This is a genomic window from Streptomyces sp. NPDC050546 (assembly GCF_044457425.1).
Taxonomy (GTDB): Bacteria; Actinomycetota; Actinomycetes; order Streptomycetales; family Streptomycetaceae; genus Streptomyces.
Map to the genome: position 1 here is coordinate 124100 of NZ_JBITGX010000006.1, position 18586 is coordinate 142685.

Consider the following 18586-nt stretch of genomic DNA (forward strand, 5'->3'; position numbering starts at 1 on the left):
CTCCCGATCCCTCCGCCCGGTCCTTAGTCCCACGATGGCCAGGCATGACGACCAAGACGACCTGGCCTCTCGTGCGCGTCCTGCGCGACCGCGACGCGGGGCTCTGCCTCTCCTCGGTGCTGGTCTCCGGCTTCGGCACCTCGGCCCTGTGGCTGGCGTCCGGCGTATGGGTCAAGGACCTCACCGGCTCGGACGGCCTGGCCGCGCTGTGCATGCTCGCCATGTGGCTGCCGACCCTGGCCGGCCCGCTGCTGGGCGCCCTCGCGGACCGGGGCCGCCGCAAGCCGCTGCTGATCGGCGTGAACGTGTTCTTGGGCGTCCTCCTGCTCACCCTCGTGAGCGTCGACGCCCCGGGCGACCTGTGGCTGCTGTACGCGGTGCTGTTCTTCTACGGAGCGGCGGGCGTTGTCCATCACGCGGCCGAGTCGGCGCTCGTGGCGGCCGCCGTCGACCCGTCCCTGCTCGGCGACTTCAACGGCCTGCGCATGACGGCCGCCGAGGGCATGAAACTCCTCGCCCCGCTGGCGGGCGCGGGCCTGTACGCGGCGTACGGCGGTGCGAGCGTCGCCCTCCTGGACGCGGCGACGTTCGTGCTGGCCACGGGGCTGTACGCGCTGCTGCGGGTGCGGGAGGAGAGGCCCGCGCCGCCCACCGGAAACCGGGGGAAGCGGACCGCCGAGGGCGTCCGTCACCTGTGGGCGCACCCCGTGCAGCGCCCCCTGGTCCTGGCCGGCGGCGCGACCATGCTGTGCGCCGGAGTGAACGGGGCGATGATCTACGCCGTCGTCGACGGCCTCGGGCGCTCCCCCTCGTACGCCGGTGTGCTGTACGCCGTGCAGGGCGCCGGGTCGGTCGCGGTGGGCCTGCTGTCCGGGACGGCCCTGCGCCGTCTGGGCGAGCGGCGCTTCGCGGCGTACGGCATCGCCCTGCTGGCCGTCGCGGTGGCGCTACGGGCGGTGCCGTCCGACCCGCTGGCGCTGGTGTGCGGCGCGGCGATCGGCGCGGGCCTGCCCGCCGTGCTGATCGCCGCCCTGACCTCGGTGCAGCGCGAGACCCCCGGCCCGCTGCTCGGCCGGGTCACCGCCACGGCCAGCACGCTGGTGTACGCCCCGAACGTGATCGGACTGGCCGCCGGAGCGGCCCTGGTCGAGCTGACCGGCCACCGGCTCGTGCTGATCGCCCTGGGCACGGCCCTCCTGGCTACGGCGGCCCCGCTGCTTCAGCGCCCGGCGCGGACCGAGCCGGTCGCCTCCCGGTCACAGTCGGACACCGACCCGGCCTGACCACCGGCACCGAGCCACCCGGGCGCCCCGGCCGCTTCAGCGACCCGCGAGCACGGAGCGGACCGTCTCCAGGTCGCCGTCGGACGCCAGCCCGGCGTGATAGAGCCGCAGTTCCGTGGCGCCGAGGCGGTGGGCCTCGGCCATGTCGCCGACGAGGGTGTCAGGACTGCCGCCCATGCCGGAGACGACGGGGAAGTTGGCGGCGATGACCGCGCCCTCCTTGCCCTGGCTCGCGAACGGCGTCAGGGTGCCGAGGCCGCCCGCGCAGGGCACGACCACGCCGTCCGCGACGGACAGGATGTGCGCCGGGTCGACGCCGGGGTTGGCGCCGACGTGGTAGGACACCGGGTCCGCGTGCAGCAGTACCTGGAAGCCGTCGGGAGCGGCCGCCCGGACCGCCGCGACCGCCTGTTCCTGAAGCGTGCGGGCGGTTTCGTCGCGGTACGCGCGCGTGGTGTTCGCGAGGGTCTCGCCGAGCAGCTTCTCGATGCCCGTCCAGCCCCCGTCGGAGGGCGTCACCCCCTGCCAGACCGGCTCCAGGGCGGTCCGTACGGCGGCGGCCAGTTCGTCGGCGTCCAGGCCGTGCCGGCCGTAGCCCTCGCGGCAGGACGGGCAGAAGCACAGCGCCATCAGGTACTGCCCGGCGTCCTCGAGGCCGACGCCGCCGGTCTTGTCGTGGGCGTGCAGATGCTGGAGGCCGTACCAGCCGAGGGACTCCAGCTCGGTGCCCCGCGCCCCGGGCCGTACGGCCGCCTCCGCCGCCAGGTCGGTCAGATACGCGCGCGTGGCGGGCTGGGCGATGCACGGTGCCCAGGGGTAGCGGTCGCCGTAGGCGTTGACGACCGAGGTGTCCGGGTGCTCGGCGCCCATCCGGGAGTTGTGCGCGAGGACGACCCAGGTGTGCACCTCCAGGCCGGCGTCCGCGAGAGCGACCGCGGCCGCCCCGAAGGCGTCCCCGGGAGCCCAGGCGCCGGCCGCGTAGGGGCGCGGCTCCCGCCCTTCCCAGCGGTCGTCCGCCGGGTAGAGCACGGAGGCGTGCTCGGCGGTGACGACGCGGTGGCGCGGGTGGCGGGGCGTGAGGGCGCGCGTGGAGTGGTAGGCGGCGGCGAGCGTCACCTGCTCCACGCCGAGCGCGGCGATCCGCGCGGGCGCCTCCGGGTCCCCGTTGACGTCCCAGGGGTAGACGAATGCCGACGCCTTCACTTGGCCTCCTCCAGCAGCGCGTAGCCGCGTTCGATCAGTTCGGCGAGCTGCTTGACATGATCCTCGGTCGGCTCGTGCAGCGGGGGCCGCACCTCGCCCACGTCGAGGCCGCGCAGCCGTACACCGGCCTTGACCAGGGCGACGGCGTAGCCGCGGCCCTGGTCGCGCAGTTCGACGAACGGGCGGAAGAAACCGTCGAGCAGCTTCTCCACGGTCCGTCCGTCGCCGTCGGCGAGGGCCCGGTGGAAGGCGAGGGCGATCTCGGGGGCGAAGCAGAACACGGCGGAGGAGTAGAGCGTGACACCGAGGGCGCGGTAGGCGAGCTGGGTCTGCTCAGCGGTCGGCAGGCCGTTGAAGTACAGGAAGTCGCCCGGGACCTCCGTGCGCACGGCGCTGATGACGCGCTGCATGAGGTCGAGGTCGCCGAGCCCGTCCTTGAGGCCGATGATCCCGTCCGTGCGGGCCAGTTCGACGACGGTCTCCGGGGTGAAGACAGCGTTGTCGCGCTGGTAGACGACGACGGGCAGGGAGGTCGCGGCGGCCACCTCCCGGTAGTGCCGCAGCAGCCCCTCCTGCCCGGCGACGACGAGGTAGGGCGGCATGGCGAGCAGCCCGTCCGCCCCGGCGGCCTCGGCGAGACGGGCGTAGCGCACGGCGAGCGCGGTGCCGTACCCGGCGCCCGCGACGACCGGCACCCGCCCTTCGGCCGCCTCGACGGCCGCCCGGACGCACCGTTCGAACTCCTCGGGCGTGAGCGCGTGGAACTCGCCGGTGCCGCAGCAGGCGAACACGGCGGCGGCTCCGGCCTCGACCCCGCGGCGCACATGCGTGCGGTAGGCGTCGAGGTCCACGGAGCCGTCGGGTCCGTACGCGGTGACCGGGAAGAACAGCGGCCCGCTGGGAAGGCTGAGTCGAGCGGCGAGAGGGGCTGACGTCACGAGCTCTCCCAGTTCCATATTCATGATTGGCGTCTATATTTCTGAACATCTCCACGCTAAGGCGCCCCCTTGGCGCCGGTCAAGCGCGCGAACCCGCGACGCACCAGCGGATTCGCCGCTCCCGCGACATACTTGACGGGCTCCGCCCCAGCTCCTTAGCGTGTCCACACATATGAATGCCGTGCGCCCATGTACACGGCGGCCCATTCAAGGAGATCCGAGGATGCCCGCTCCCCGCACCGTCCTGCTCACCGGCGCCGCCGGCGGCCTCGGCACCCTGATGCGGGACCTGCTCCCGGACTACGGCTACGAGCTGCGCCTGCTCGACCTGCGCCCGATCGAGGACGCGCCGGACGCGATCGTCGCCGACCTCGGCGACAAGGACGCCCTGCGCGAGGCCGTCCGGGGCGTCGACGCGATCATCCACCTCGCGGGCATCTCCCTGGAAGCCCCCTTCGAGAAGATCCTCAAGGCGAACATCGAGGGCACCTACCACCTGTACGAGGCCGCCCGCGAGGAGGGCGTCGGCCGGATCGTCTTCGCCTCCTCCAACCACGCGGTCGGCTACACCCCGCGCCCCCAGGGCACCGATCCGCTCATCCCCGTCGACACCCCGCACCGCCCGGACACCTTCTACGGCCTGTCCAAGTCCTTCGGCGAGGACCTCGCGCAGTTCTACTGGGACAAGCACGGGATCGAGACGGTCTCCGTGCGCATCGGCTCCTGCTTCGCCGAGCCGACCAGCGTCCGCATGCTGTCGGTGTGGATGAGCCCGGCCGACGGCGCCCGCCTCTTCCACGCGACCCTGACGGCGGAGAACGTCGGCCACACCGTCGTCTACGGCTCCTCCGCCAACACCCGCCTGTGGTGGGACCTCGGCACGGCGCGGGCGCTCGGCTACGACCCCCAGGACGACTCCGAGCCGTTCGCCGAGAAGCTGATCGCCGAGCAGGGCGAGCTGCGGGACGGCAACGAGGCCCACGCCTACCTCGGCGGCCCGTTCGTGACGGACCCCCCGATCTGGCCGTACTGACCGGAAGACATCACCTCCGGCGGCGAGCGGGCAGAGAACGGGCCCGCCCGCTCGGGCATTCGGGCACGACCCGGAAGCCGTAGGGCAGTGCCCTCAGGGGCGCGGGGAACTGCGCGACCAGCCACAACGCGCCCGCAGACAGCCACGACACCCCCGTAACACGCCGCGCACGCCCGGGACCGAACGGGCACACGCGGGCAGCATCGAGCCCGCATCAGGCCTGGTCACCACACCCGACCCCCTGTAGAACTTCCCCAAGGCCCGACCGAGGGCCCGAACGGGCAGCACAGCAGGAGGCGGGTGACGGCCATGAACAGAACCGCGGAAGAACGTCAGCGCGAGATCGTGCTCGTCGCACGACGCGACGGCGCCGTCGACGTCAGCGCGCTCGCCACCGAGCTGGGTGTGGCCAAGGAGACCGTACGACGGGATCTGCGCGTCCTGGAGGACCACGGCCTGCTCCGCCGCACCCATGGCGGCGCCTACCCCGTGGAGAGCGCCGGCTTCGAGACGACGCTCGCGTTCCGCGCCACCAGCCACGTCCCCGAGAAGCGCCGGATCGCGGCCGCCGCGGCCGAGCTGCTCGGGGACGCCGAGACCGTCTTCGTCGACGAGGGCTTCACCCCCCAGCTCATCGCCGAGGCACTCCCCAGGGACCGGCCGCTGACCGTGGTCACCGCGTCCCTGCCGGTCGCGGGCGCGCTCGCCGAGACCGACACCGTCTCCGTCCTGCTGCTCGGCGGCCGGGTCCGCTCGGGCACCCTCGCCACCGTCGACCACTGGACGACGAAGATGCTGGCCGGCTTCGTCGTCGACCTGGCGTTCATCGGCGCCAACGGCATCTCCCGCGAACACGGCCTCACCACCCCCGACCCGGCCGTCAGCGAGGTCAAGACGCAGGCGATCCGGGCCGCCCGCCGCACGGTCTTCGCGGGCGTGCACACCAAGTTCGGAGCCGTCAGCTTCTGCCGGTTCGCCGAGGTCAGTGCGCTGGAGACGATCGTGACGAGCACGCTGCTGCCGACCGCCGAAGCCCACCGCTACTCACTGCTCGGACCCCAGGTCATCCGGGTCTGACACCCAACCCGACGTCCCACACCGACGTCCCGCACCGACGTTCCCCATCGGGCGCAGCCATGCCCTGAACCACCCCTTATCTCCCCATACATCCAGGAGCGATCCATGCGAACCCAGAGCCGACGACGGCCACCGCGAGCCACGCTCGCCGCGGCCGCCGCAGGGACGCTGCTCGCCCCGCTGCTCTCCGGCTGCTGGGTCGGCGCGGGCGGGGCCGGATCCGGCGGCGACGCCATCAACGTCCTCATGGTCAACAACCCCCAGATGGTCGAGCTGCAGAAGCTGACCCGCGCCCACTTCACCCAGGAGACGGGCATCAAGGTCAACTTCACGGTCCTGCCCGAGAACGACGTCCGCGACAAGATCAGCCAGGACTTCGCCAACCAGGCCGGCCAGTACGACGTGGCCACCCTCTCCAACTACGAGATACCGATCTACGCCCGCAACGGCTGGCTGCACGAGATGAACGGCTATGTGGCCAAGGACCCGGCCTATGACGAGCGGGACGTACTGAAGCCGATGCGCCAGTCCCTCACCGCGGAGGACGGCAAGCTCTACGGCCAGCCCTTCTACGGCGAGTCGTCGTTCCTGATGTACCGCAAGGACGTGTTCGAGAAGCAGGGCCTGTCGATGCCCGCCCACCCCACCTGGCAGCAGGTGGCGGACCTCGCGGCGAAGGCCGACGGCGCCGAGCCCGGTATGAAGGGCATCTGCCTGCGCGGCCTGCCCGGCTGGGGCGAGGTGATGGCACCCCTGACCACGGTCGTGAACACCTTCGGCGGCACCTGGTTCGACAAGAACTGGAAGGCGCGGCTCGACTCACCCGCCTTCGAGAAGGCGACGAAGTTCTATGTCGACCTGGTGCGCGAGCACGGCGAGTCCGGCGCCGCCCAGTCCGGCTTCGCCGAGTGCCTGAACAACATGACCCAGGGCAAGGTCGCCATGTGGTACGACGCCACCTCCGCGGCCGGATCCCTGGAGGCGGCGAACTCCCCGGTCAAGGGCAAGGTCGGCTACGCCCCCGCCCCCGTGGAGAAGACCGACTCCTCCGGCTGGCTCTACACCTGGGCCTGGGGCATCCAGAAGTCCTCCCGCAACCCCGACAACGCCTGGAAGTTCGTCTCCTGGGCGTCCGGCAAGGGCTATGAGGAACTGGTCGGCGACAAGGCCGGCTGGTCCAACGTCCCGGCCGGCAAGCGGGCGTCGACGTACGCGAACGCCGACTACCGCAAGGAGGCCGCAGCCTTCCAGGAGATGACCAAGGATGCCATCGAGGGAGCCCGGCCCGACGATCCCGGCGTGCAGCCGCGGCCCGCGCCCGGCATCCAGTTCGTCGGCATCCCCGAGTTCACCGACCTCGGCACCAAGGTCTCCCAGGAGATCAGCGCGGCCATCGCCGGACGCCAGTCCGTCGAGTCGGCCCTGAAGAAGTCCCAGCAGCTCGCCGAGAAGATCTCCGAGGAGTACGAGGGACGATGACCGCCACGACAACGGCCCCCGCGGCCTCCCCCGAGCTCCGCACCCCGGTCCGCCGGCCCTCCGCCCGGCTGCGCGCGTGGGCCACCCGGGCCCCGCTGCTCCCCGCCCTGATCTTCATGGTCGTCGTCACCCAGCTGCCCTTCGTGGCCACGCTGGTGATCTCCTTCTTCGACTGGAACGCCCTCTATCCCGACGCCCGCCACTTCACCGGCCTCGACAACTACCAGGAGGTCCTCACCGACGCGGACCTGCGCCACTCGGTGTGGACGACCGTGCTGCTGACGGTGGCGGTGGTCCTGGCCAGCCTGGTGCTGGGACTCGTCCTCGCCCTGCTGCTGGACCGCAGGTTCCGGGGCCGGGGCATCGTCCGCACCCTGCTGATCGCGCCGTTCCTGGTGGTCCCGGTGGCAGCGGCCCTGCTCTGGAAGCATGTGCTCTACAACCCTGAATACGGTCTGCTCAATGGGTTGTTGCACTATGTGGGCGGCCCACAGCCCGACTGGATCTCCAACACCCCGCTGCTCGCGGTCGAGGCCTCCCTCGTCTGGCAGTGGACGCCGTTCATGATGCTGATCCTGCTCGCCGGCCTGCAGAGCCGCGACCAGGAGCAGATCGAGGCGGCCCGGGTCGACGGCGCGAGCGACTGGCAGATCTTCGTCCATCTGACACTCCCGCATCTGCGCCGCTACCTCGAACTCGGCGCCCTGCTGGGCTCGATCTACATCGTCCAGAACTTCGACGCGGTCTTCACGATCACGTCCGGGGGCCTCGGCACCGCCAACCTCCCCTACACCGTCTACCAGAGCTTCTACCAGGCCCACGAGAACGGCCTCGCCTCGGCCGCGGGCGTCCTGGTCGTCATCGGCTCGATCATCATCGCGACCTTCGCCCTGCGCGTGGTGTCGTCCCTGTTCCGCGAGGAGGTGTCCCGCGCATGAACGTCGTACGCCGCAACAGCATGGGCCTGATGGCCTGGCTGGCCGGGATCGTGTTCTTCCTGCCCATCGCCTGGATGGCCCTGACGTCCCTCCACTCGGAGGCCGACGCGGCCACCAACCCGCCCTCCTTCGCGGCCTCCCTGACCCTGGACGGCTACCGCGAGTTCTTCGGCGCGGGCGGCGGCGCGAGCCCCTGGCCCGCCCTGATCAACTCGGCGGTCGCGTCACTGGCCTCGACCCTGCTGGTGCTGCTGCTGGCCTTCCCGGCGGCGTACGCGTTGTCGATCAACCGCGTCCGCAAGTGGACGGACGTCCTGTTCTTCTTCCTCTCCACGAAGATGCTGCCGGTGGTCGCGGGCCTGCTGCCGATCTACCTGTTCGCGAAGAACGCCGGGATGCTCGACAACATCTGGCTGCTGGTCATCCTCTACACGTCCATGAACCTGCCGATCGCGGTGTGGATGATGCAGTCCTTCCTCGCCGAGATCCCGGTCGCGGTGATCGAGGCGGCGAAGGTCGACGGGGCCAGACTGCCGACGGTCCTCGCACGCGTGGTCGCCCCGATCGCCCTGCCCGGCATCGCCGCGACCTCCCTCATCTGCTTCATCTTCAGCTGGAACGAACTGCTCTTCGCACGAGTGCTGACCGGCGTGGTCGCCGAGACCGCCCCCGTCTTCCTGACCGGCTTCATCACCAGCCAGGGCCTGTTCCTGGCGAAGGTGTGCGCCGCGTCGCTCGTCATCTCCCTGCCGGTGCTCGCCGCGGGGTTCGCCGCCCAGGACAAGCTGGTCCAGGGCCTGTCGTTGGGAGCCGTGAAATGAAGGCCGCCGTCATCGAGTCCGTGGGCAAGGCCGTCGTCGCCGAGGTCCCGGACCCGACGCCAGGGCCGCGCGAGGTCGTCGTCGAGGTGGCCGCCTGCGGCCTCTGCGGAACCGATCTCCACATCCTGCAGGGCGAGTTCGCGCCGAAGCTGCCGATCGTGCCCGGGCACGAGTTCGCGGGCCAGGTGGTCGGGGTCGGCAACCGGGTCACCGAGGTGTCGGTGGGCGACCGGGTCGCGGTCGACCCCTCGCTCTACTGCTACGAGTGCCGCTACTGCCGTACGGGCCACAACAACCTCTGCGAACGGTGGGCCGCGATCGGTGTGACGACGGCGGGCGGCGCCGCGCAGTTCGCGGTCGCGCCCGTGGCGAACTGCGTGAAGCTCCCGGACCACGTCCGCACCCAGGACGCGGCCCTCGTGGAGCCGCTGTCCTGCGCGGTACGCGGCTACGACGTCCTCCGGTCCCGCCTCGGCGCGCACGTCCTGATCTACGGCTCCGGGACGATGGGCCTGATGATGCTGGAACTGGCGAAGCGCACGGGCGCGGCGAGCGTGGACGTCGTCGACGTGAACCCGGCCCGCCTGGAGACGGCCCGCCGCCTCGGCGTCTCGGCGTCGGCGGCGAACCCCGACGAACTCGACCGCCCGCAGGGCTGGGACCTGGTCGTCGACGCCACGGGCAACGCGGCGGCGATCCAGGACGGCCTGGACCGGGTGGCGAAGGCGGGCACGTTCCTGCAGTTCGGCGTGGCCGACTACGCGACCCGCGTGACGATCGACCCGTACCGCATCTACAACCAGGAGATCACCATCACGGGCTCGATGGCCGTGCTGCACAGCTTCGAGCGGGCGGCGGAGCTGTTCGCGAACGGGGTGCTGGACCCGGAGATCTTCATCAGCGACCGCATCCCGCTGGAGCGGTACCCGCAGGCGCTGGAGCAGTTCGCGTCCGGCGTGGGCCGGAAGATCGTCGTGGTGCCGTAGCCAGGACTCACGGACCGGACCGCGCGTGGGGTGCGACCCCCTCCGGCCGCACCCCACGCGTCCCCCGAACACGGCCGACATGCAAGATCCTTCCGCGCCAGTCTTGTGCAGCCGGCCCCCCAGGGGAACATCCGCCTGATTCCGATCTCCGACGGATTGATAGCGGAACGCCTATCAATGGCCGCCCGCTAAATTCGCTGGGAGTGCCCGCCTCCCGCCCCATAACCTCGCGGCATGCCACGACCCCACGGATTCAGCTACGAGCAGCACGGCGGCGGAACCGTCCGCATCACCCACCACGGCCGCCCCGCCACCACCCTGAACGGCCCCCGGGCCGCGCAGTTCCTCGCCGAGGTCGAGACCTCCGACCCCCAGCTCGTCATGGCGCGCTGGACCGGCAACTACAAGCGGGGCAACGAACGCACCGCGCGCGACCATCCCCGCAATCGCCGCTGACCCGATTGGGCCCAAGGTAAGGGAACGGCAAAACCGCCTCGCTCGTTCACCCGGCATGACAGCTATGACCCCCGGCTCGAACATTCCCCTGTCCGCCGCCCGCGTGACGGTGGACGTCGCCGCCCCGGTGCGGCTCGACGTATCGGGCCTGCTGCTCACCGCCGACGGCAAGGTGCGCTCCGACGACGACTTCATCTTCTACAACCAGCCGTCGGGCCCGGGCGTGACGTACCGCTCCGGCGGCGGCACCGCGCCCGACGCGATCACGGTCGACACAGCGGCCGTACCCCCCGGCATCGAGAAGATCATCGTAACCGCCAGCCCCGATGCCGCGGGCCAGACCTTCCAGGGCGTCGAACCGACCGCCACGATCCGCAACGCGGACGACAGCTCCGTCCTGGCCTCGTTCACACCGCCGCAGCTCGGCAGCGAGACGGCCCTGGTGATCGTGGAGATCTATCTGCGCAACGGCCAGTGGAAGGCCCGCGCGGTCGGCCAGGGATACGCCAACGGCCTCGCGGGCATCGCCACCGACTTCGGTGTGACGGTGGAGGAGCCGGCCGCCGCCCAGCCGGTGACCCCGCCCCCGGCCCCCATGCAGCCGCCGGTGGCCCCGCCCGTCACCGCGCCCGCGGCACCCCCGGCCCCGGCCACGCCTCCCCCGCCCGCGCCCGCGCCCGGCACCGGGAAGATCAACCTCGACAAGGGCCGCGTCAGCCTCCAGAAGAACCAGACCGTCTCCCTCGTCAAGGGCGGCCGCCCCCTGCTCTCCTCGGTCAAGATGGGCCTCGGCTGGGAGCCGGCGTACCGCGGCAAGGACATCGACCTCGACGCCTCGGTCATCGCCTACGGGCCCCAGCGCAACCACATCGACAGCTGCTACTTCGGCAAGCTCCAGATCGTGGGCGGCGCGATCAAGCACTCCGGCGACAACCTCACGGGCGAGGGCGGCGGGGACGACGAGGTGATCATGGTCGACCTCGGCCGGCTGCCGCAGGAGGTCACCGGCCTGGTCTTCACGGTCAACTCCTTCTCCGGCCAGAAGTTCACGGAGGTCGCCAAGGCCTACTGCCGCCTCCTGGACGGCACGACGGGCGAGGAACTGGTCCGCTTCGACCTCACCAGCGCCGAGCCGCAGACCGGCGTGATGATGGCCAAGCTGATCCGCCAGTTCTCCGGCGAGTGGGACATGACCGCCATGGGCGACTTCGTCAAGTCCCGCACAGTCCGAGGCATGGTCAAGCCGGCAGCCCAGGCCTTGTAAACACCCTTGCCCCCCGCGCCCCTTCAGGGGCGCGGGGAACGGCGCGACAAGCCACACACCCCCCGCACCCTCCAAACCCCCCACACCCCCACCCCCTCAGGGGCGCGGGGAACTGCGCGAAAAGCCACACACCCCCCGCACCCTGCAAGCCTCCGCACCCCCACGGCGCCCGAGACCGGCGACCCGCAACGCACCGCCACTCACCCACCCCTCGGCCGCAACCCCTCCACCAACAGCATCAGATACCGCCGCACATACCCACGCTCCGTATCCGCCAGCTCCGCCGCCGCGGCGACCCCATGCACCAGCCGCAGCACATCGATCGGCTCGACATCCCCCCGCAGCGCGCCCACCTCCCGCGCCGCGCGCACCAGCCGCCCCGCCGCCCCCTTCACCGAGTCACCGCAGGCCGCCCCCACGGGGGCACCCGTGTCCGTGACGGCCGGACCCAGCAGCGCCTTGAGCCCACGCACCTCGATCAGCCCGGCACCGAGCTCGTACAGCCACTCCACCAGCGCCTCACCCGGCGCCAGCCTGGCCGCCAGCGCATCGGCCCGGGCCGCGATCGCCTCGATCCGGTCGAGATACACCGCCTCCAGCAGCGCGTGCCGGGTCGGAAAGTGCCGGTACAACGTGCCGGAGCCCACCCCGGCCCGCTTCGCGATGTCATCGAGCGACGCGCTCTCCCCGTGCTCGGCGAACGCCTCCCCGGCCGCCTCCAGCAACCGCGCGTAGTTACGCCGGGCGTCCGCCCGCATGGGCCGGACCTGCGCCACAGTCACTCCCTGCAGAACGGGGACATTCCCCGCATCCTATCGAGGCGAGATCCGGCCCACCCGCCTCACGACTTCATGGCCCCCGCCGCCAGATCCCGCAGGAAGTGCCGCGCCCCGACCAAAAACACCAGGATCAGCGGGATGACGCTCATCAACGCGCCCGCCATCACCAGCGAGTAGTCGGTGTTGTAGAGGACGTTGAGATTGGCCAGGGCGACCTGGAGGGTGACCTTGTCCGGGTCGATCATGACGACCAGGGGCCAGATGTAGTCGTTCCACAGGCCGATGAAGGTGAAGATGCCGAGGAAGGCCAGGGCCGGGCGGAACAGCGGCAGGGCGACCGTCCAGTAGAGGCGGAAGAAGCCGGCCCCGTCGATCCGCCCCGCGTCCAGCAGCTCGTCCGGCAGTGAGTTCTGGGCGTACTGGCGCATCCAGAAGATGCCGAACGCGTTCGCCGCGCCGGGGATGATCAGCGCCTTCAGCGAGCCCGCCCAGCCGAACTCGGCCATGGTGACGAACTGCGGCACCAGGGAGAGCTGCGCCGGGATCATGTACGTCACCAGCAGCGTGCCGAAGAGGAACTTCTTCGCCGGGAACTCGTACTTGGCGAAGGCGAACGCGGCCAGCGAGTCGAAGAACAGCACCAGCGCGGTGCCGAGCACGGCGACGACGACGGTGTTGAACAGCGAGCCGAAGAAGTCGACGGTGTCGAGCACCCGCCCCATGTTGTCCAGCAGATGCGGCCCCGGAAGCAGCTTGGGCGGGTAGCGGTAGATGTCCTGCGTGGTCCCGGAGGCCAGCACCACCAGCCAGTAGAAGGGGAAGAGTGAGACCAGCACCCCGAACAGCAGCGTCGCCCGCACGCCGATACGGCTGAGCCTGCTGCCGGAGCCGATGGCCAGGCCCGCGCTGCCGGTCGTCCTGTCGTCAGCGGCCATTACGAGCCCCCTTGCGGCGCAGCAGACCGGCGATGCCGGGACGACGGTCGTCGTCCGAGCCGGCGACCAGCCGCCAGTTGATGACGGTGAAGATCGCGATGATCGCGAAGAGGACCCAGCCCATCGCGGCGCCGTAGCCGAACTGGTGCTCCATGAAGGCCTTCTGCCACAGATAGAGCACGATGGTCATTCCCTCCTGTCCCGGACCGCCCGTGGTTCCGACGTCGGACGACTGGAAGAGCACCTGGGACTCGGTGAAGATCTGCAGGCCGTTGATGGTGGAGGTGACGGCCGCGAACAGCACCACGGGCCGCAGCTGCGGCAGTACGACCCGGAAGAGGGTCTGCCGGCTGTTCGCGCCGTCGACGCGCGCGGCCTCGAAGTGCTCGGTGGGGATGGCCTGGAGGCCCGCCAGGAAGATCAGCGCGTTGTAGCCGACCCACCGCCAGATGATCATGAGGGAGACGGACGACTTGATGCCCCATTCGGAGGACAGCCAGCCGATCCCGTCCACGCCGACCGCCCGCAGCACCGCGTTGGCGAGGCCCGCCTGGGCGAAGACCGAGCCGAAGACGACGGTCATGGCGACCATCGAGGTCACGTTGGGGATGAAGTACGCCACCCGGTAGACGCCGCTGAAGCGGACCTGCGAGTGCAGCAGGAAGGCCAGCACCAGGGCCAGGAACAGCATCGGCACCGTCGACAGCAGCCAGATCTCGAAGGTGTTGAGCACCGAGTGCCAGAACACCGAGTCCTGGAGCAGCCAGCCGTACTGCTTGAACCCGACGAAGCGCATGTCCCCGATGCCGTCCCAGTCCTGGAAGGACAGGTAGACGGAGAAGACGATCGGGAACGCGCCGAAGACCGCGAACAGCACGTAGAACGGGGAGATGGCGAGCAGGGGCGGGATATGACGCTTGCGTCCGCCCGGGGTGGTTGACCTGGTACGGCGAGCAGGCCGCCGCTCGTCGGCCGCCGGCGCTCCGGCCGGATCGAGAACCGTGGCCATGTCAGCTCACCCCCACCCGGGACAGAGTGGTCTCGGCCGTGTCCACGGCGTCCCGCCACGCCCGGTCGGGGTTCTTGCCGAGCATCTCCACATTGGTCAGCTCCTGGAAGAACGGGGTGTTGGCGGTCTCCTCGTAAGGGCTGAAGTAGACGACCGGGGCCTTCTGTGCGGCCGGGCCGAAGACGTCGATGGGCTGCTGACCGCCGAAGAAGGGGTCGGGCTTGTGCATCGCCGGGTCGGCGTAGGTGGCCGGAGTGGTGGGGAACAGGGCCATCTCCTGGTAGCTCTTGAGCTGGTTCGCGGGGCTGAGCAGCCACTTCAGGAAGGCGAAGGCCGCTTCCGGTTCCCGGCAGTAGCGGGTCAGGGTGACGTAGGAGCCGCCGTAGTTGCAGGGGCCGTCGGGCAGGGTGGTCAGCCGCCACGCCCCGGAGGTCTTGGGTGCGGTGTCCTTCAGGCCGTAGATGGCCCACACCGCCGTGGTCATGGTGGCGACGCGGCCCCCGCTCATGGCCGCGTTGAAGTCGGGCGTGCCGTCGGTGATCCGGGCGCTGAGCTTCTGCCGGAGGATCTCCACGGAGACATCCCAGGCGCGGCGGACGTGCTCCTGATCACCGATGAAGCGGTTGTCGGCGTCCACGAACTGCCGGGGGCTCTGGAGCAGGACCTGCTGGAAGACGTTGCCGATGTTGCTCACGAGGTAGGGCTTGCCGGGGCCCTTCGCCCGCAGGGTCCGTCCGGCGGCGATGAACTTCTCCCAGGTGGGCACCCCTTCGGCGACATCCGCCGGTTCATGGGGCAGTCCGGCCTTCTCGAAGAGGTCCCTGCGGTAGTAGAGCGCGGTGGGGCCGGCGTCCAGCGGGAAGCCGATCATCCTGCCCGTCGGGGTGAAGCAGGCCTTCCACTTCCAGTCGAGGTACTGGTCACGGACGGACTCCGCGCCGAGGGTGCGCAGGTCGAGGAACTCGTTCTCGTCGGGGAAGAACGTGGCGAGGTTGTCGCTGTTGACGACCGTGAGGTCCGGAACGTAGGCGCGGGCGGCGAGACTTGTGCGCACCTTGGAGTCGATTTCGCCGTCCGGGATCTGGGAGCCCTTCACCCGCAGCCCGGGCACGCCGGGGACGCCGCGCCTGGCGGTGGCGAGCAGCTTGTCGCTGAGCGAGCCCTTCCAGTACCAGAGGCTGAGGTGGTCCGTGCCGGTGGAGGCCGATCCCGCCTCGGCCCCGCATCCGGTCAGTCCGAGCAGGCCCGCTCCCGCGCCGCCCAGGGAGGCCCCCAGAAAGCGTCTGCGGGACATCGTTCGGTGTTCCATGGGCGCGCACTCGCTTTCCGGGCGTACCGCGGCCGGGGAGAAGGCGCTGCCGCGGGCCCGTTCTCACGGGGATGGGGGGACGCTTCGGATGCTTCGGGCGCTTCCGGGATGAGGAAGCGAAGACAACGATGTCGGCGGGCGCGTGGTGGTCGGGCCGACGGTGTCACGATGGGGACTTCTGGGGGTTCGTGAACGTTCACGTGAGCGTTGCCGTTGAGTATCGGGGCGCCCGAAAACCGGTGTCAAGGGAACGGCGGGGCCGATCTACGGACGGGATGCGACGGCCCGAGGAGTCAGGCGGACTCGCGCACGACCAGTTCGGGCGTGATCCAGGCGTCCGCGCCCCGCAGCGGCTCCTCGCCGGCGCACAGCCGGGCCATCTGCTCCACGGCCAGCCGTCCCAGCTGCCGCTTGTCGATGTGCAGGGTGGTCAGGGCGGGGTCCACCAGCTCGCCCAGGGAGAGACCGTCGAAGCCCAGCACGGCCAGATCGTCCGGAACCCCGCGGCCACGGCGCCGGGCGGTACGCATCGCCCCGACCGCGATCAGATCGTTGAAGCCGAAGACCGCGGTGATCTCCGGCCGCGCGTCCAGCAGCCGCTCCATGCCGGCCTCGCCCCCGGTCACGCTGTGCTCAGGGCACAGCACGATCCAGCTCTCGTCGACGGGCAGACCGTGCCTCCGGACCTGCTCGAGGAAGGCCTGCTTGCGGGCACCGGACTCACGCTCGCCGTCCAGCATGCCGATCCGGCGGTGCCCGGCCCCGACCAGGTGGGCGATGCCCTGCTCGACACCGGCCGAGGCGTCGATGCCGACGGCCGCGAACCGGGTCTGCTGCGGGCCGCGCTCCAGCAGCACCAGCGGCACGCCCCCGAGGTGCCGGGTGAGCACCTCGTCCGAATCCTTGAAGTAGCCCACGACCGCGTCCGTCTGGTGGGAGAGCACGTCGAGCGCCTGCCGCTCCCTGGCATCGTCGATACGGGAGTCCCACACGACGACCTGCCAGCCGCGCTGCTCGGCCGCCTCCAGCACTCCGGCGGCCACCTCGGGGAAGAACGGGTTGCGCAGGTCCGGGATGACCAGGCCCGCCGTCACCGCGCCCTTCTGGACGAGTCCGCGCGCGAACCGGCTGGGCCGGTAGTCCAGGAGCCGCGCCGCCTCCAGCACCCGTTCCTTGGTGCCCGGGTCGATCTCGCCCTTGTCGTTGACCGCCCGGGAGACCGTCTGGCGAGACACCCCGGCCAGGCGTGCGACATCGTGGATCGTGGCCCGGCGCCGGGCACCGTCGGGCCGCTCGTCACCCGGCTCCACCCGTTGTTTGTCGGTCCACACGCTGAGCACTGTATCCGGCGCCGGACGCGGCCCGGCAGGGGCAGCGAGGTGGGCCGCTCAGTCGCCGAGCTCGGTGAACAGCGTCAGCTGCAGGGCACCGGGGGCCTCCAGCCGGGAGTTCAGGGAGTTCCAGGGGGTGCGCGTCGGCTCGGCGACGACCTCGGCTCCGGCGGCGGCGAGCTTCGCCGTGACGGCGACGGAGTCGTCCACCTGGAAGGCGACCCGGACATGACCGGCCACCCGCCGCCCCACCTCGACCTCGTCGATGAACGCCGCGTGGTTCGGATCGGTCAGCTCCAGCGTGGCCCGCCCGGCATCGAGAATCGTGACCCGCCCGCCCTCCGAGGCGAAGGCTCCCTTCTCGCCCAGACCGAGCACGTCCCGGTAGAAGTGCAGCGCGGCGTCGTAGTCGTCGGCGGTCACGACGAGCCGGAGCTCACGAACGGCTGATTCCTCGGGCATGGGGCTCCTCCGTGATCTCGGGTACCCGCTGACAACCCACCCACCGGCAGGTTGATTCCCGCGCTCCCCCGAACACCCGCGCCCGCGCCCCCCTTTCGGCACCCGCCGCCAGATCGGGCCTGGTCCCACCTCCACCGCACGATCCCCCGCCGACAACCCTTCCGGTACGCCTCGCACGCGCGGGCGGGCGCCGCTCGGAGCGGACGGGGCCCACCCGGTGCCGCCCCAGCGCTCAAGGCCCCCTCAGAACAGCGCGCTGTACGCGTTCAACGCCGGCTGCCCGCCGAGGTGGGCGTAGAGGACCGTGGAGTCACGGCCGATCTCCCCGCGCGAGACCAGATCGATCATCCCGGCCATGGACTTCCCCTCGTACACGGGGTCGGTGACCATGCCCTCCGTGCGGGCCGCGAGCCGCATCGCCGCCAGGGTGGTCTCGTCGGGGACGCCGTAGACGCCCGCGTGGTACCGCTCGTCGAGTTCGACGTCGGACTCGGTCACCTCGCGCTCGAGGCCGATGAGCTTGCCGGTGTTGTGGGCGATCCGGGCGATCTGCGTACGGGTGGCGGCCGGCTTGGCCGAGGCGTCGATACCGAGCACGCGCCGGGGCCGCCCACCCACCTCCTCCAGCGCGGCGAACCCGGCGACCATGCCGGCCTGCGTCGACCCGGTCACCGAGCACACGACCACGGTGTCGAAGAAGACGCCCAGCTCCCGCTCCTGCCGCACCACTTCATGCGCCCAGGCGGCGAAGCCGAGGCCGCCCAGCGGATGATCGGAGGCACCGGCCGGAATGGCGTACGGCTTCCCGCCGCCCTCCTCGACCTCCCTGAGCGCCTGCTCCCAGCTCTCCTTGAACCCGATCCCGAACCCGGCCCTCACCAGCCGCACATCGGCCCCGGCGAGCCGGCTGATCAGGATGTTGCCGACCTTGTCGTACACGGCGTCGGGCCAGTCCACCCAGCTCTCCTGCACGAGCACGCACTTGAGCCCGGCCCGGGCGGCGACGGCCGCGACCTGGCGGGTGTGGTTGGACTGCACCCCGCCGATCGACACGAGCGTGTCACAGCCCTGGGCGAGCGCGTCGGCGACCAGGTACTCCAGCTTGCGGGTCTTGTTCCCGCCGTACGCGACACCGGAGTTGCAGTCCTCGCGCTTGGCCCAGAGGGAGGCACCGCCCAGGTGCTCGGTCAGCCGCTCCAGACGGTGGACCGGCGACGGCCCGAAGAGCAGGGGGTAGCGCTCGTACGAGGAAAGGGACATGGGTCCTCCCGGGGTCGGGGGTC

18 protein-coding genes are annotated in these 18586 nt (G+C 70.9%); 9 read left to right on the top strand and 9 right to left on the bottom strand.

The features are described from left to right. Nucleotides 1-44 precede the first annotated feature (44 nt). Nucleotides 45-1283: an MFS transporter gene (locus ACIBK5_RS16610; protein ID WP_399020230.1), complete on the top strand. Its 1239-nt coding sequence runs from the start codon at nucleotides 45-47 to the stop codon at nucleotides 1281-1283. Nucleotides 1284-1319: 36 nt separating this feature from the next. Here ACIBK5_RS16610 and ACIBK5_RS16615 read toward each other — a convergent pair whose 3' ends face one another. Next, nucleotides 1320-2486: a hypothetical protein gene (locus tag ACIBK5_RS16615; protein ID WP_399020232.1), complete on the bottom strand. Its 1167-nt coding sequence runs from the start codon at nucleotides 2484-2486 to the stop codon at nucleotides 1320-1322. Continuing rightward, the gene (locus ACIBK5_RS16620) at nucleotides 2483-3424 is read right to left on the bottom strand and encodes a 5-dehydro-4-deoxyglucarate dehydratase (protein WP_399020234.1); all 942 of its coding nucleotides are present in this window, start codon (nucleotides 3422-3424) and stop codon (nucleotides 2483-2485) included. The genes ACIBK5_RS16615 and ACIBK5_RS16620 overlap by 4 nt, the downstream gene beginning before the upstream one ends. Nucleotides 3425-3647: 223 nt before the next feature. Between ACIBK5_RS16620 and ACIBK5_RS16625 the strand changes: the two genes are divergently transcribed. From ACIBK5_RS16625 to ACIBK5_RS16660, 8 genes are all read left to right on the top strand, one after another. After that, complete coding sequence (locus ACIBK5_RS16625) at nucleotides 3648-4457, top strand: NAD-dependent epimerase/dehydratase family protein (protein ID WP_399020236.1); 810 nt, start codon at nucleotides 3648-3650, stop codon at nucleotides 4455-4457. Between the two features lie 309 nt (nucleotides 4458-4766). After that, on the top strand, nucleotides 4767-5534 hold the full coding sequence (locus ACIBK5_RS16630; RefSeq protein WP_399020238.1) for a DeoR/GlpR family DNA-binding transcription regulator: 768 nt from the start codon (nucleotides 4767-4769) through the stop codon (nucleotides 5532-5534). A gap of 105 nt (nucleotides 5535-5639) precedes the next feature. Continuing rightward, a complete protein-coding gene (locus tag ACIBK5_RS16635) occupies nucleotides 5640-7013 on the top strand; it encodes an ABC transporter substrate-binding protein (RefSeq protein WP_399020240.1) in 1374 nt (457 codons plus the stop codon). Further along, nucleotides 7010-7951 (top strand): carbohydrate ABC transporter permease, encoded by a 942-nt coding sequence (locus ACIBK5_RS16640; protein ID WP_399020242.1) that lies wholly within the window; start codon nucleotides 7010-7012, stop codon nucleotides 7949-7951. The genes ACIBK5_RS16635 and ACIBK5_RS16640 overlap by 4 nt, the downstream gene beginning before the upstream one ends. Continuing rightward, nucleotides 7948-8772 carry a carbohydrate ABC transporter permease gene (locus ACIBK5_RS16645; RefSeq protein ID WP_382499678.1) on the top strand — a complete coding sequence of 275 codons (825 nt, stop codon included), beginning with the start codon at nucleotides 7948-7950 and terminating at the stop codon, nucleotides 8770-8772. Before ACIBK5_RS16640 ends, ACIBK5_RS16645 begins: the two co-directional genes overlap by 4 nt. Further along, nucleotides 8769-9758, top strand: coding sequence for a zinc-dependent alcohol dehydrogenase family protein (locus tag ACIBK5_RS16650; protein ID WP_399020244.1), 990 nt, complete (start codon nucleotides 8769-8771; stop codon nucleotides 9756-9758). The genes ACIBK5_RS16645 and ACIBK5_RS16650 overlap by 4 nt, the downstream gene beginning before the upstream one ends. Before the next feature lie 234 nt (nucleotides 9759-9992). Next, the gene (locus ACIBK5_RS16655; RefSeq protein WP_382596304.1) at nucleotides 9993-10214 is read left to right on the top strand and encodes a hypothetical protein; all 222 of its coding nucleotides are present in this window, start codon (nucleotides 9993-9995) and stop codon (nucleotides 10212-10214) included. Between the two features lie 64 nt (nucleotides 10215-10278). Next, nucleotides 10279-11478, top strand: coding sequence for a TerD family protein (locus tag ACIBK5_RS16660; RefSeq protein ID WP_399020811.1), 1200 nt, complete (start codon nucleotides 10279-10281; stop codon nucleotides 11476-11478). A gap of 200 nt (nucleotides 11479-11678) precedes the next feature. On the opposite strand, the gene ACIBK5_RS16665 is transcribed toward ACIBK5_RS16660, so the two are convergent. The 7 genes from ACIBK5_RS16665 to ACIBK5_RS16695 all read right to left on the bottom strand — a co-directional run bounded on the left by ACIBK5_RS16665 (nucleotide 11679) and on the right by ACIBK5_RS16695 (nucleotide 18563). Then, complete coding sequence (locus ACIBK5_RS16665) at nucleotides 11679-12254, bottom strand: TetR/AcrR family transcriptional regulator (protein WP_399020246.1); 576 nt, start codon at nucleotides 12252-12254, stop codon at nucleotides 11679-11681. 65 nt (nucleotides 12255-12319) lie between these two features. Then, the gene (locus tag ACIBK5_RS16670; protein ID WP_399020248.1) at nucleotides 12320-13192 is read right to left on the bottom strand and encodes a carbohydrate ABC transporter permease; all 873 of its coding nucleotides are present in this window, start codon (nucleotides 13190-13192) and stop codon (nucleotides 12320-12322) included. Further along, entirely contained in the window at nucleotides 13182-14201 is a 1020-nt protein-coding gene (locus tag ACIBK5_RS16675) for a carbohydrate ABC transporter permease (RefSeq protein WP_399020250.1), read from the bottom strand. The genes ACIBK5_RS16670 and ACIBK5_RS16675 overlap by 11 nt, the downstream gene beginning before the upstream one ends. A 1-nt stretch (nucleotide 14202) precedes the next feature. Further along, nucleotides 14203-15495, bottom strand: coding sequence for an ABC transporter substrate-binding protein (locus tag ACIBK5_RS16680; RefSeq protein ID WP_399020253.1), 1293 nt, complete (start codon nucleotides 15493-15495; stop codon nucleotides 14203-14205). A 308-nt stretch (nucleotides 15496-15803) separates the two neighbouring features. Further along, nucleotides 15804-16841, bottom strand: a complete 1038-nt coding sequence (locus ACIBK5_RS16685) for a LacI family DNA-binding transcriptional regulator (protein ID WP_399020256.1) — start codon at nucleotides 16839-16841, stop codon at nucleotides 15804-15806. Between the two features lie 57 nt (nucleotides 16842-16898). Next, nucleotides 16899-17303 carry a VOC family protein gene (locus tag ACIBK5_RS16690; protein ID WP_399020258.1) on the bottom strand — a complete coding sequence of 135 codons (405 nt, stop codon included), beginning with the start codon at nucleotides 17301-17303 and terminating at the stop codon, nucleotides 16899-16901. A gap of 243 nt (nucleotides 17304-17546) precedes the next feature. After that, nucleotides 17547-18563: a 1-aminocyclopropane-1-carboxylate deaminase gene (locus tag ACIBK5_RS16695; protein ID WP_399020260.1), complete on the bottom strand. Its 1017-nt coding sequence runs from the start codon at nucleotides 18561-18563 to the stop codon at nucleotides 17547-17549. Nucleotides 18564-18586 lie beyond the last annotated feature (23 nt).

What these genes read in the sequence shown, in the direction of transcription:
- ACIBK5_RS16690 (WP_399020258.1), bottom strand. Translation starts at nt 17,303, where the DNA reads ATGCCCGAGGAATCAGCCGTTCGTGAGCTCCGGCTCGTCGTGACCGCC.
- ACIBK5_RS16635 (WP_399020240.1), top strand. Translation starts at nt 5,640, where the DNA reads ATGCGAACCCAGAGCCGACGACGGCCACCGCGAGCCACGCTCGCCGCG.
- ACIBK5_RS16660 (WP_399020811.1), top strand. Translation starts at nt 10,279, where the DNA reads ATGACCCCCGGCTCGAACATTCCCCTGTCCGCCGCCCGCGTGACGGTG.
- ACIBK5_RS16695 (WP_399020260.1), bottom strand. Translation starts at nt 18,563, where the DNA reads ATGTCCCTTTCCTCGTACGAGCGCTACCCCCTGCTCTTCGGGCCGTCG.
- ACIBK5_RS16610 (WP_399020230.1), top strand. Translation starts at nt 45, where the DNA reads ATGACGACCAAGACGACCTGGCCTCTCGTGCGCGTCCTGCGCGACCGC.
- ACIBK5_RS16630 (WP_399020238.1), top strand. Translation starts at nt 4,767, where the DNA reads ATGAACAGAACCGCGGAAGAACGTCAGCGCGAGATCGTGCTCGTCGCA.
- ACIBK5_RS16640 (WP_399020242.1), top strand. Translation starts at nt 7,010, where the DNA reads ATGACCGCCACGACAACGGCCCCCGCGGCCTCCCCCGAGCTCCGCACC.
- ACIBK5_RS16650 (WP_399020244.1), top strand. Translation starts at nt 8,769, where the DNA reads ATGAAGGCCGCCGTCATCGAGTCCGTGGGCAAGGCCGTCGTCGCCGAG.
- ACIBK5_RS16670 (WP_399020248.1), bottom strand. Translation starts at nt 13,192, where the DNA reads ATGGCCGCTGACGACAGGACGACCGGCAGCGCGGGCCTGGCCATCGGC.
- ACIBK5_RS16655 (WP_382596304.1), top strand. Translation starts at nt 9,993, where the DNA reads ATGCCACGACCCCACGGATTCAGCTACGAGCAGCACGGCGGCGGAACC.
- ACIBK5_RS16675 (WP_399020250.1), bottom strand. Translation starts at nt 14,201, where the DNA reads ATGGCCACGGTTCTCGATCCGGCCGGAGCGCCGGCGGCCGACGAGCGG.
- ACIBK5_RS16645 (WP_382499678.1), top strand. Translation starts at nt 7,948, where the DNA reads ATGAACGTCGTACGCCGCAACAGCATGGGCCTGATGGCCTGGCTGGCC.
- ACIBK5_RS16625 (WP_399020236.1), top strand. Translation starts at nt 3,648, where the DNA reads ATGCCCGCTCCCCGCACCGTCCTGCTCACCGGCGCCGCCGGCGGCCTC.
- ACIBK5_RS16680 (WP_399020253.1), bottom strand. Translation starts at nt 15,495, where the DNA reads ATGTCCCGCAGACGCTTTCTGGGGGCCTCCCTGGGCGGCGCGGGAGCG.